The sequence below is a fragment of the Sphingomonas phoenicis genome (assembly GCF_047238005.1).
Lineage (GTDB): Bacteria > Pseudomonadota > Alphaproteobacteria > Sphingomonadales > Sphingomonadaceae > Sphingomonas.
On the sequence record NZ_JBDFMC010000002.1, the window covers coordinates 987,844 to 999,546 of the forward strand.

General features: G+C 69.6%; 10 protein-coding genes and 1 riboswitch. Of the genes, 3 read left to right on the forward strand and 7 right to left on the reverse strand.

The features are described from left to right. Positions 1–237 precede the first annotated feature (237 nt). Positions 238–1,770 carry an aminoacyl--tRNA ligase-related protein gene (locus ABC319_RS05890; protein WP_413069327.1) on the reverse strand — a complete coding sequence of 511 codons (1,533 nt, stop codon included), beginning with the start codon at positions 1,768–1,770 and terminating at the stop codon, positions 238–240. 87 nt (positions 1,771–1,857) lie between these two features. Here ABC319_RS05890 and ABC319_RS05895 point away from each other — a divergent pair, with 87 nt between their 5' ends. Beyond that, on the forward strand, positions 1,858–2,757 hold the full coding sequence (locus tag ABC319_RS05895) for a DMT family transporter (protein ID WP_413069328.1): 900 nt from the start codon (positions 1,858–1,860) through the stop codon (positions 2,755–2,757). Here ABC319_RS05895 and ABC319_RS05900 read toward each other — a convergent pair. Next, complete coding sequence (locus ABC319_RS05900) at positions 2,744–3,247, reverse strand: CcdC protein domain-containing protein (RefSeq protein WP_413069329.1); 504 nt, start codon at positions 3,245–3,247, stop codon at positions 2,744–2,746. The genes ABC319_RS05895 and ABC319_RS05900 overlap by 14 nt on opposite strands. Positions 3,248–3,358: 111 nt before the next feature. On the opposite strand from ABC319_RS05900, the gene ABC319_RS05905 reads away from it, so the two are divergent. Together ABC319_RS05905 and ABC319_RS05910 are read left to right on the forward strand one after the other, a co-directional pair. Then, positions 3,359–5,131 (forward strand): DUF885 domain-containing protein, encoded by a 1,773-nt coding sequence (locus tag ABC319_RS05905; protein ID WP_413069330.1) that lies wholly within the window; start codon positions 3,359–3,361, stop codon positions 5,129–5,131. A 101-nt stretch (positions 5,132–5,232) separates the two neighbouring features. Continuing rightward, positions 5,233–5,466, forward strand: coding sequence for a hypothetical protein (locus ABC319_RS05910; RefSeq protein ID WP_413069331.1), 234 nt, complete (start codon positions 5,233–5,235; stop codon positions 5,464–5,466). A gap of 553 nt (positions 5,467–6,019) precedes the next feature. Here the strand turns inward: ABC319_RS05910 and gcvPB are convergent. From gcvPB to ABC319_RS05935, 5 genes are all read right to left on the reverse strand, one after another. Beyond that, positions 6,020–7,603 (reverse strand): aminomethyl-transferring glycine dehydrogenase subunit GcvPB, encoded by a 1,584-nt coding sequence (gene gcvPB, locus ABC319_RS05915; RefSeq protein ID WP_413069332.1) that lies wholly within the window; start codon positions 7,601–7,603, stop codon positions 6,020–6,022. Next, the gene (gene gcvPA / locus ABC319_RS05920) at positions 7,600–8,958 is read right to left on the reverse strand and encodes an aminomethyl-transferring glycine dehydrogenase subunit GcvPA (protein ID WP_413069333.1); all 1,359 of its coding nucleotides are present in this window, start codon (positions 8,956–8,958) and stop codon (positions 7,600–7,602) included. Before gcvPA ends, gcvPB begins: the two co-directional genes overlap by 4 nt. Before the next feature lie 143 nt (positions 8,959–9,101). After that, entirely contained in the window at positions 9,102–9,470 is a 369-nt protein-coding gene (gene gcvH, locus ABC319_RS05925; RefSeq protein ID WP_413069334.1) for a glycine cleavage system protein GcvH, read from the reverse strand. Between the two features lie 2 nt (positions 9,471–9,472). Then, complete coding sequence (gene gcvT, locus ABC319_RS05930; RefSeq protein ID WP_413069335.1) at positions 9,473–10,675, reverse strand: glycine cleavage system aminomethyltransferase GcvT; 1,203 nt, start codon at positions 10,673–10,675, stop codon at positions 9,473–9,475. A 167-nt stretch (positions 10,676–10,842) separates the two neighbouring features. After that, positions 10,843–10,932, reverse strand: a riboswitch (glycine riboswitch). Positions 10,933–10,997: 65 nt separating this feature from the next. Then, positions 10,998–11,645 (reverse strand): hypothetical protein, encoded by a 648-nt coding sequence (locus ABC319_RS05935; protein WP_413069336.1) that lies wholly within the window; start codon positions 11,643–11,645, stop codon positions 10,998–11,000. Between the last annotated feature and the right edge of the window lie 58 nt (positions 11,646–11,703).

The window sequence follows — 11,703 nt, forward strand, 5'->3', positions numbered from 1 at the left end:
TCGGCCCGTCGGAACTTGGCTCGATCCGGCTTGAGGTGCTCAAGGGCTAACCGGACCGTGTCCCCGCGAAGGCGGGGACCCAGTACTGGGCTCCCGCCGTCGCGGGAGCACATGAGCATAGTGCCGATCGACCTTGATCCTTCAGTCGCAACGACCGCGCGTCTGGATTCCCGCCTGCGCGGGGATGACGGATTAATGAGAAAGGCCGACGCTCCGCGACGTCGAACGTCGCCCGCCTCAGTACGCCCGGCCGATCAGCACCCGCTCCACCGCCGGTTCGCCGGTGAAGACGCATGGCCCCTCGTCGCAGCCGGTCTGGCCGAGCGGGGCGTTGCGGATCGTCAGTTTCAGCGCCTTCAGCCGCTCGACCACCTTGTCGAGCGCGGCACCGGTCGGTTTCGACCAGCGCACATCGACCCAGCCGGGGTTCTTCGCTCCCGCACCGAAGTGCGCCTCTACCCCGGCCCAGTCGTCGACCGGCGCGATGCGGGCGCGCAGGGCCTGCGTGGATTGATCGAGGAGGGTCGCCTGGATCCCCTCCAGCGTCGCGGCGACGGTGCCGACCAGCTCGTCGCGCGGCATCACTTGCGACTTCAGCTTGCCGCCGTCCTGGTACAGGTCGGTACGCAGGATGACCGAGACGTTGTTGCCGGCGACGTCGCGACCACCGACCTCGATCACCACGGGCGCCCCCTTCTTCACCCAGCCCCAGCGCTTGGTCGCGGCCTTGGCGGGCTTCAGGTCGAGCAGCGCGCGGACGGGTTCGCCCAGCGCGGACTGCGCCGCCAGCTCCTTTTGCAGGGTGCGGCAGTAATCGACCACGGCCGCGTCCTCGGGCTGGTCGCGCAGCATCGGGACGATCACGACCTGCCACGGCGCCACCGCGGGAGGAACGCGCAGGCCGTCATCGTCGCCGTGCACCATGATGACGCCGCCGATCATCCGCGTCGACACGCCCCAACTGGTGGTGTTGGCCAGTTCCAGCTCGCCGGCCGCGTTCTGGAAGCGGATGTTCTGCGCGTGGGCGAAATTGGTGCCGAGAAAGTGGCTGGTGCCGGCCTGCAGCGCCTTGCCGTCCTGCATCATCGCCTCGATCGAATAGGTCGCGACGGCGCCGGGGAAGCGCTCGTTCTCCGGCTTCTCGCCGGTGACGACGTGAAGCGCGAGGCAGGTTTCGGAAAACTCGCGGTACTCCTCGAGCATCTTCAGCGTCTCCTCGCGCGCCTCCTGCGCTGTGGCGTGGGCGGTGTGGCCCTCCTGCCAGAGGAACTCGCTGGTGCGCAGGAACATGCGGGTTCGCATCTCCCACCGGACCACGTTGGCCCATTGGTTGATGAGCACGGGCAGATCGCGCCACGACTGGATCCAGCGCGAGAAGGCGGTGCCGATCACCGTCTCCGACGTGGGACGGACGACCAGCGGCTCCTCCAGCTTCGCGGTCGGGTCGGGGACCAGCCCGCCCTTCCCGTCCGACACCAGCCGGTGGTGGGTGACGACCGCCATCTCCTTGGCGAAGCCCTCGACATGCTCCGCCTCCTTCTCGAAATAGCCGAGCGGGATGAAGAGGGGGAAATAGCAATTCTCGTGGCCCGTCGCCTTGATCCGGTCGTCGAGCAGGCGCTGGATCCGCTCCCAGATGCCGTATCCCCAGGGGCGGATGACCATGCAGCCGCGGACGCCGGATTCCTCCGCCAGATCGGCCTCGGCGATGACGGACTGGTACCAGGCGGCGAAATCCGCCTCGCGGGTGACGGGGAGTGCGTGCTTCATGCCGGGCGCTGTAGCGGCGGCGGCACCGCTCGTCACCCCGGCCGCGTGCGGGATGACGGACCGGGCTTCGGGCCGTAAGGACGCGCGATGTCCACCGACCGCCTCGCCCCCGCCATCGGCCTGCGCCTGCTGTCGGTGGGGCTGTTCGCGACGATGAACGCGTCGATCAAGCTGGCCGAGGAACATGGCGCGCGGCTGGGCGAGATCCTGTTCTTCCGCCAGTTCGGGGCGGCGCTGCTGGTGACCGCGGTGGTGGCGAGCGGGCCGGGCCTGGCGTCGATCAGGACCACGCGGATTGGCGCGCATGTCAGCCGCGCGATCGTCGGCACGATCAGCATGGCCTTCACCTTCGCCGCGCTGCTCGCCCTGCCGCTGGCGGAGGCGACGACGATCAACTTCACCACGCCGATCTTCGCCACCGTGCTGGGCGCGCTGGTGCTGGGCGAGGCGACCGGGTGGCGGCGGTGGAGCGCCGTCGCACTGGGGTTCGGCGGGGTGCTGATCGTGCTGCAGCCGGGTGGCCACGCGATCCCGCTGTACGGCGCGGCGTGCGGGATCGTCGCGGCGCTGCTGACCGCGGTGGTGTTCATCCTGCTACGCCAGATCGGGCGGACCGAGCGGGCGCAGACGACGGTCTGGTGGTTCTCGGTCCTGTCGCTGGTGCCGCTGGGTGCCGTCTATGCGGTACAGGCGCAGGCGCATCCGCCGCTGACCTGGGTCTTCCTGGTCGCGACCGGGCTGATCGGGGGCGGCGCGCAGCTGGCGATGACGGCGTCGCTCAGGCGGGGGGCGGTGTCGGTGGTGGTGCCGTTCGACTATACCGCGCTGCTGTGGGCGACCGCCTATGGCTGGCTGTTGTTCGGCGCGCTGCCGAGCGAGACGACGTGGATCGGCGCGCCGGTGATCGTGGCGTCCGGGCTCTACATCGTGTGGCGCGAGCATGTCCGCCGGCGGGGCGAAACGCGCGGTGCGCTCAGCGAGGAGTGAGGCGGGCGGCGCGCAGCAGCCGGCGGCCACGCAGGAACATTTCCAGCCGCTGCGCCGCGACCAGCCCGAACGCCAGCGCCAGCAGCATGTCCGACAGGGCGAGCGCGTCGAGATGGAGGAAGCGCGCGCCACCGGCGCGGGCGGCCTGGCGCAGCACGACGATCGCAAGGATCAGGACCAGCGCGGCGGGCGACGAGGTCTGGCTGAGCCGGTGCGTGTCGGGATCGACGTCGATCCGCATCATCCGCCCGCGCTGCCACCCGAGCGCCGCACCCAGCGCCGCGGCGATCAGGCAGAACAGCCAGCCCGCCCCCTGCGGCGGATGCGTCGCGAAGGTGGTGGCGACGGCCAGGGCGAGCACCGACGGCAGGATCCATAGCCGTTCCAGCTTCAGCGGCACGGCCCTGCCGGTCCGCCGCCAGCGGAGCGCCATGACGATCAGGATGACGCCGGCGGTGATCGCGTAGGTGACGAGGGGATCGGACTGCATGCGGCGACACTGTGTCGAAGCGGCCGGCAGTCGTCCAGACGGGAGCGATAGGCAGCCGCCAGCGACGCGACCGCCTTGCCCCTGCCCCGGCGATCGCGCAGTCTGTGCGGCATGCTACGCTCCCTGATCGCGCCCGTCGCGCTGCTCGCCGCCCTGCCCGCCGGTGCGACCCCACCCCCGACCGACACCACCGCCACAGTCACCAGTGCCGACCGTGCCTTCGCCGCGATCTGGCAGGCGGAATGGGCGTGGCGGCAGGGCGAGCGGCTGGCGGACGACGACCGCGACGAGGCGAACGCGCACCTGCCCGACGTGTCGGCGGCGGCGCAGGCGCGGCGTGCCGCCTATTGGCAGGGCGTGATGAAGCGCCTGGACGCGATCGACCAGCGGGCGCTGTCACCGGCGGCGCTGGTGAACTTTCAGGTATATCGCAACCAGATCGCCGCGTTCCTCGACGACCAGCGGTTCCGCGAGTGGGAGAAGCCGCTGAACGGCGACAGCGCGTTCTGGGGCGACCTGCAATATGTCGCCCGCGGGCAGTTCGCGAAGGGCGCATCGGATTACCGCAACTACCTGACCCTCTTGGGGGAGATCCCCCGCTATCTGGACCAGCAGACCGACAATCTGCGTGCCGGGCTGAAGCGCGGCTTCACCCCGCCCGCGGTGGTGATGAAGGCGCGCGAGGCACCGGTGACGGCGATCGCCGAGGCGAAGGACGCCACGGCAACGGTCTATTACGAGCCTTTCGCCAAGATGCCGGCGAGCGTGCCCGGCCGCGCGGCATTGCAGGCCGAGGCGAAGCGGGTGATCGAGACGGGGGTGATCCCGGCGCATCGCAAGCTGCTGTCGTTCCTCACCACCACCTATTTCCCCGGCCTGCGAAAGCCGCTGGACGCGACCAGCTATCCGGACGGCGCGGCCTATTACCAGAGCCGGATCCGCGTGTTCACGACGACGGACATGACGGCCGAACAGATCCACGCGCTGGGGCTGGCCGAGGTCGCCAAGATCCGCGCCGAGATGGAGGTGGTGAAGACCGACGCGAAGTTCACCGGCGACCTGCCGGCGTTTCTCCGGTTCCTGCGGACCGATCCGCAATTCTACGCGAAGACGCCCGACGAGTTGCTGAAGGAAGCGGCATGGGAGGCGAAGCGGTTCGACGCGGTCGCCTCGCGCTGGTTCGGGCGCAATCCGCGGGCGCGCTTCTCGATCAAGCCGGTGCCGCTCGACATCGCCCCCTTCTACACCGCCGGGCGCGGGGGGCCGGGCGGCTATCTGGTCAACACCTACGACCTGCCCTCTCGGCCGCTGTTCCAGCTGCCCGCGCTGACCCTGCACGAAAGTGCGCCGGGCCATGCGTGGCAGATGTCGCTGGCCAACGAGAACACCGACCTGCCGCCGTTCCGCCGCTACAGCTACATCTCGGCCTTTGGCGAGGGCTGGGCGCTGTACTGCGAGCGGCTGGGCGACGAGATGGCGTTCTACCAGACACCGTACGAGCGGTTCGGCATGCTCAGCTACCAGATGTGGCGCGCGGTGCGGCTGGTGGTCGACACCGGCGTCCATGCGAAGGGCTGGACGCGCGAACAGGCGCAGGGCTTTCTCCGCGACAATACCGCCCTGTCGGAACGCGAGATCGGGACCGAGGTCGACCGGTATATCGGCTGGCCGGGACAGGCGCTCAGCTATTATCTCGGCCAGCTGGCGATCCAGCAGGCGCGGGCCAAGGCGGAGAAGGCGCTGGGCGACAGGTTCGACATCCGCACCTTCCACGACACGGTGCTGTCGCTCGGCTCGGTACCGCTGCCGGTGCTGGCGGCACGGGTTGATCGCTTCATCGCCGAGGGTGGCAAAGGGCCCTATCCAGAGGAGAACGACGGATGATCGCCATCCTGCTGCTCGCGGCGGCGGCGAACGAGACGACGCTCGACGGCGCGTAGACGGTCGACCTCTCGACCGATCCGGGCAAGCCGTACGTCCAGCCGATGGAACTGCGCCTCGCTCCGGACGGGACGGTGAGCGGCTCCTTCTATCAGAGTGCTATCGAGGCCGGACGCTGGAAGACCGACCGCGGGCGCACCTGCGTCAGCTTCCGCACGACCGACGGCAAGGGCCCGTATCATACCGCCGCCTGCCTGGTGGGCGACCGGGTCGAGGGGCAGACCTGGGCCGAGCACCGCAAGTTCCTGTTCAACTGGAATGCGGTGCGCCGGCCCTGATCGCGACGGCCGGGGCGGATCGACATTCCGCGCTTTTGCCAGCTTCGGTCGCTCCCGCGGGGGCGGGAACCCATGGTCGCATAGCGTTCGGCTCTCACGACGACCTGCGCGTCTGCATCCCCGCCTGCGCGGGGATGACGATCGGAGCGATCGCGGGTCCCGATCAGCCAGAGGCCCGGCGCCCGATCCGGCATCCATCCCCACGGTCTGGACCGACCGACATTCAGGCTTCAAACGGCGATCAGGGGCCCGCAAAACCTCCGTAATCCCCGCGCAGGCGGGGATGCAGACGCGCAGGTCGTCGTGAGAGCCGCGACCGGCAAAGGTTCTGGCTCCCCGCCTGCGGGAAAGCCTTGCCAAAGTCTCCGACGCTACATTTTCCTCGTCATCCCGGCGGACGTCGGGACCCATGGACGCGGGAACATCAACGGCTTGGACGCTCGCGGAGAGATGGGTCCCGGCGTTCGCCGGGATGACGGAAAGGAGCGAGGCTTCCACTCCGCCGCCCTCCCCCTCCCCCTGCGCGGGGATGACCGCGCGAAGGGAAAGCCCGCTACTCCGCCGCTGCGGCCACCGGGGCGGGGTCCTTCCACACCAGCACCGGCTTGCGCGCCGCCTGCGTCTCGTCGAGGCGCGAGCGGGGGGCGAAGTGCGGGGCGCTCTTCAGCGCGGCGTCGCCGGCCTTCGCCCGTTCCGCGACCGAGCGGAGCGCGCCGATGAACTGGTCCAGTGCCGCCTTCGATTCGGTCTCGGTCGGCTCGACCAGCATCGCGCCGTGGACGACCAGCGGGAAATAGACCGTCATCGGGTGATAGCCCTCGTCGATCAGGCCCTTGGCGACATCCAGGGTCGAGAAGCCGTCGGCGAGGTTCGCGTCGCTGAACAGCGCCTCGTGCATGCAGGGGCCGGCACCACCGAACGGCGCGTCGAGCACGTCCTCCAGCGAGCGGAGCACGTAGTTCGCGTTCAGCACCGCATCCTCGGCGACCTGGCGCAGGCCATCGGCGCCGTGGCTGAGGATGTAGGTCAAGGCGCGGGTGAACATGCCCATCTGGCCGTGGAACGCGGTCATCCGCCCGAACGTGTCGGGATGGTCGTCGCCCGCGGTCTCTTCCTCGATCAGCTGGATGTGCCCGTCCGCCATGCGCGCGGTGAAGGGCAGCGGACCGAACGGGGCCAGCGCCTTCGACAGAACGACCGGGCCGGAACCCGGGCCGCCGCCGCCGTGCGGCGTGGAGAAGGTCTTGTGCAGGTTGATGTGCATCGCATCGACGCCCAGATCGCCCGGCCGCACCCGCCCGACGATCGCGTTGAAGTTGGCACCGTCGCAATAGACGTAGCCGCCGACCTCGTGGACCGCATCGGAGATCGCCTTCAGATCGCGCTCGAACAGGCCGCAGGTGTTGGGATTGGTGATCATCACCGCCGCAACGTCCGGGCCGAGCCGCGCCTTCAGCGCCGCCAGATCGACGCGACCGTCGGCGGTCGCGGGAATATCCTCGACGGTGAAGCCGGCGAAGGCGGCGGTGGCGGGGTTGGTGCCATGGGCGCTCTCGGGCACCAGCACGACCTTGCGCTGGCCCTCACCCCGCTTCTCCAGCGCGGCCTTGATGCACAGGATGCCGCACAGCTCGCCATGGGCGCCCGCCTTCGGGCTCATCGCGACGCCCTCCATGCCGGTCAGCTCGATCAACCAGACCGCCAGTTCGTTGATGACGGCGAGCGCACCCTGCACCGTGTCGACCGGCTGGAGCGGATGGACGTCGGCGAAGCCGGGCAGTCGCGCCATCTTCTCGTTCAGGCGCGGATTGTGCTTCATCGTGCACGAGCCGAGCGGGAAGAGGCCGAGGTCGATCGCGTAATTCTGGCGCGACAGCCGGGTATAGTGCCGCACCGTCTCCGGCTCGGCCAGGCCGGGCAGGCCGATCGGCGCGTCGCGGAAAAGCCCGCCGAGCCGGTCGTCCGTCGCATCGTCGCCGGCGTCGGCCAAGTCCACCCCGGTCGTCTCGCCGGTGCCGATCTCGAAGATCAGCGGCTCTTCCAGCATCAGCGCCCTGTTGCCGGTGAAGGTCGGGGCGGGGCCGAGGCCGGTGGCGGCCGTCATCTGCGGCCGCCAGCCGCTCTGGTTGATGCTCATGCCAGTATCTCCTGGAGTGCGGCGGCAAGGGTTTCGACGTCGTCCCCGGTCGTCGTCTCGGTCACCGCGACGATCAGGCCGTTCTCCAGCCCGTGCTGATCCGGATAGAGCCGGCCAAGCGACACGCCCGCCAGGATGCCGCGATCGGCGAGCGTGCGGACGACGGGACGCGCCTCGACCGGCAGGGTCAGGGTGAATTCGTTGAAGAAGGCCTGGTTCACCACCGATACGCCCGGCACCTGCGATAGCCGGTCGGCGGCGGCCACCGCCTTGCGATGGTTCAGCATGGCCAGCGCGCGCAGGCCCTTCTCACCCAGCAGCGTCATGTGGATCGAGAAGGCGAGCGCGCAGAGCCCGGAGTTGGTGCAGATGTTCGACGTCGCCTTCTCGCGGCGGATATGCTGCTCGCGCGTGGACAGGGTCAGCACGAAGCCGCGGCGGCCGTCGGCATCCACCGTCTCGCCGCACAGGCGACCGGGCATCTGGCGGACATATTTGTCCTTGCAGCCGAACAGCCCGACATAGGGGCCGCCGAACTGGAGGCCGACACCGATCGACTGCCCCTCGCCGACGACGATGTCAGCATCCATCTCGCCCGGCGACTTCAGCGCGCCGAGCGCGACCGGCTCGGTCACGACGACGATCAGCAGCGCCTTCTTCGCGTGCGCGGCATCGGCCAGCGGGCGCAGGTCGGCGACGCGGCCGAGGATGTCGGGATACTGGACGACGACGCAGCTGGTATCGTCGTCGATCGCCGCGATCAGCCGGTCGGTATCGGTCCGGGCGGTCAGTTCCGGGACGGCGGTGTCGAGCAGGTCGCCGGTGTACTTCGCCATCGTCTTCGCGACCGACACGTAATGCGGGTGCAGCCCCGACGACAGGATCGCCTTGCCGCGCCGGGTGATGCGGCGCGCCATGCCGATCGCCTCCCAGCAGGCGGTCGACCCGTCGTACATCGATGCGTTCGCGACGTCGGTGCCCAGCAGGCGCGCGACCTGCGTCTGGAACTCGAACAGCATCTGCAGCGTGCCCTGCGCGATCTCCGGCTGGTACGGCGTATAGGCGGTCAGGAACTCGCCGCGCTGGATCAGATGGTCGACCGATGCCGGCACATGGTGGCGATACGCGCCGGCACCCAGGAAGAAGGGCACCTCGCCCGCCACGGTGTTGCGACGGGCGAGCGCGGTCATGTGCCGCTCCACCGCCAGCTCCGACGCATGGGCCGGCAGGCCGCGGACGGGACCGTCCAGGCGGGCCTCTGCGGGCACGTCGACGAACAGGTCGTCGATCGTGGCGGCGCCGATGACCGACAGCATCGCGTCGCGATCGGGCTGGGTAAGCGGAAGATAGCGCATTCGGGGCATGCTCCTCCCCTCCCGCTTGCGGGAGGGGCTGGGGGAGGGTTGTCCGGGAATTCGGAGCCATATCACGCCGGCCTGGACCGTATCGTGGCACGCCCCTTCCCCGGCCCCTCCCGCAAGCGGGAGGGGAGAAGAGTTTACAGCTTGGCGACGAACGCCTCGTAGGCGGCCTCGTCCATCAGTTCTTCCAGCTCGGCCTCGTCGGACAGGGTGATGCGGAAGAACCAGCCCTCGCCCTCGGCGTCGGAGTTCACCAGATCGGGCGAGTCGGTCAGCGCCGGATTGCCCTCCAGCACCGCGCCGGACACCGGCGAGTAGACGTCGGACGCGGCCTTGACCGATTCGACCACCGCCGCCTCGTCGCCCTTCGCCAGGCTGCGGCCATCGGCGGGCACGTCGACGAAGACGATGTCGCCCAGCTGGCCCTGTGCGTAATCGGTGATGCCGACGGTGCCGATCTGGCCGTCGACTTCGATCCACTCATGATCCTCGGTGAAATAACGCACGGTCAGGCTCCTTTACGGACGTAGCGATGGGGGACGAAGGGCATCGCGGCGACGGTCGCTTCATGGACCTTGCCGCGCTGGATCAGGCGGACGCCGGTGCCGGGGGTGGCAAGCTCGGCGGGAACATAGGCCATGGCGATCGCGGCACCCATGGTGGGGGCGAACCCGCCGGAGGTGACGCGGCCGATCACCGCACCGTCCTCGGCCACGACCGAGGCGCCCTCGCGCACCGGCTGGCGGCCGGACACGAGCAGGCCGACACGCTTCACCGCCGGACCGCTCTCCCGCTCGGCCAGGATGCGGGCGGCGCCGGCGAAATCCGCCGCCTCGCGCCGCCGCTTCGACAATGCGAAACCGAGATCGGCCATCACCGGGGTCGTCTCGGGATCGAGGTCGTGGCCATAAAGCGGCAGCCCCGCCTCCAGCCGCAGCGAGTCGCGTGCGCCGAGGCCGATCGGCTTCACCTCAGGCTGGTCGAGCAGCGCATCGGCTAAGGCGGCGGCGGCATCGGCGGGGATCGACACCTCGAACCCGTCCTCGCCGGTATAACCCGACCGGCTGATCCACAGCGGCGTGTCGTTCCAGGCGAAGGCGCCCGCGGTCATGAACACCAGCGACTCGACGCCGGGCACCAGCCGCGCCAGCGCGTCGACCGCCTTGGGTCCCTGCACCGCCAGCAGCGCCTGATCGTCCTGCAGGTTCATCGTCACGTCGTCGGGCAGCGCGTCAAGCAGATGGCCGATATCGTCGTATTTGGTCGCGCCGTTCACGACCATGTAGATCTCGTCGCCCCCCGCGTCCGACCGGCGGCGCGTGACCATCAGGTCGTCGAGCACGCCGCCCTCTTCGTTCAGCAGCAGCGAATAGCGCATCCGCCCCTCGCCCAGCCCGGCGATATCGCCCGGCAGCACCGTCTCCAGCGCGGTGACGACGGTGGCGATGTCCTCGTCATGGGTGAAGACCAGCTGGCCCATATGGCTGACGTCGAACAGACCGGCCGATTCGCGGGTCCACAGATGCTCGGCCATGATGCCGTCGTACTGGACCGGCATCAGATAGCCGGCGAACGGCACCATCCGGCCACCGCGGGCGCGGTGCCAGGCGTCGAGCGGCAGGATCTGCGGCTCCTCGACCCCCTCGGGCGCATCCTCGACGTTCAGGTCGTCGGGCGAGGGAGCGGGCTGCTTCAGTTCGGAATCGGTCACGACCTACACTCCTGCGCGAAAAGGGCGACCGGCGGCGGAACGCGTCCGCTGTCGGTTCGGGGCCCCCTCTGTCACGGAACCTGAGAGCTTTCCCGCAGGGATCGCCCGCGGTTACCCCTTCGGTGGCCGGCCGCCTGAAAGGCAGCGGCGCTTTCCAGAGTGTCGTATATCCTCGCGCGGTCCCTGATGCCTGAGAGATTCCGGGGTGGTTGCTCCTTCGGCGGCCCCTCAAAGGGGCGCTCTCCCGCGCGGGGCGTCGACAAGGCCGGCTGTGGCCAGCGCAGCGCGCGCCGTCAAGCGCGATTGCGCGGGCGACCGGCCGTCAGCGGGTGACGTTGTACCGCAGCTGCGCATCGGTCAGCTGAAAGCCGACCAACGCCTCAAAACTGGCGGATAGCACGGCGGTGCGCACCTCCGGCTGGGCGAGCGGATCAACGGCGGCATCGTCGTCCCCCGCCTTGCGCTTTCTGGTCAGCCGCTCGCGGATCTCGGCGGGCAGCGTCGCGGCGGAGCGGGCGACGGTGGTGCTGCCGGTGCCGCTGGCCGTGGCGCGCGCCTGGCCGGCATCGAAATGGACGTTGACCGTCGCCACCCGCTTGGCGACGACGGCGGTGCCGCCGCGCACGACCGCGACGTAGAAGGGCAGTTGCACGTCGCGCGCGCCATCGGTGCGCGTCCGGCTGGCGAGCACGTCGAAGGTGATCGTGCTGACGATCTGGTCGCCCGTTTCCTGACAGGTGCCGCGCACATTGGTCATCGCCGCGGTCAGGTCGACCGCCGCCGCATCGGTGCTGGCGGGCGGGTTGAACAGCGTGACGTCGCCGGTGCCGGCGGGCTGGCCGACCACCGGGCAGGCGGAACGCACCGCGGTGATGCCGCCCGTGGCATCGATCTCGCCCGTGCGGGCGCATCCGGCGACGAGGGTCGCACCCAGCAAGAGGGGGACGATGGCGGGATGCGGTGCTTTCACGGGAACGCGTACCTTTGCTCGGGCAGCCGCAACCGCGGCCTTCGCCCGCAGCCATAGG

Excerpts from the sequence above, each read along its gene's own strand:
- ABC319_RS05890 (WP_413069327.1), bottom strand. The coding sequence starts at position 1,770 with ATGAAGCACGCACTCCCCGTCACCCGCGAGGCGGATTTCGCCGCCTGG.
- ABC319_RS05895 (WP_413069328.1), top strand. The coding sequence starts at position 1,858 with ATGTCCACCGACCGCCTCGCCCCCGCCATCGGCCTGCGCCTGCTGTCG.
- ABC319_RS05900 (WP_413069329.1), bottom strand. The coding sequence starts at position 3,247 with ATGCAGTCCGATCCCCTCGTCACCTACGCGATCACCGCCGGCGTCATC.
- ABC319_RS05905 (WP_413069330.1), top strand. The coding sequence starts at position 3,359 with ATGCTACGCTCCCTGATCGCGCCCGTCGCGCTGCTCGCCGCCCTGCCC.
- ABC319_RS05910 (WP_413069331.1), top strand. The coding sequence starts at position 5,233 with ATGGAACTGCGCCTCGCTCCGGACGGGACGGTGAGCGGCTCCTTCTAT.
- gcvPB (WP_413069332.1), bottom strand. The coding sequence starts at position 7,603 with ATGAGCATCAACCAGAGCGGCTGGCGGCCGCAGATGACGGCCGCCACC.
- gcvPA (WP_413069333.1), bottom strand. The coding sequence starts at position 8,958 with ATGCGCTATCTTCCGCTTACCCAGCCCGATCGCGACGCGATGCTGTCG.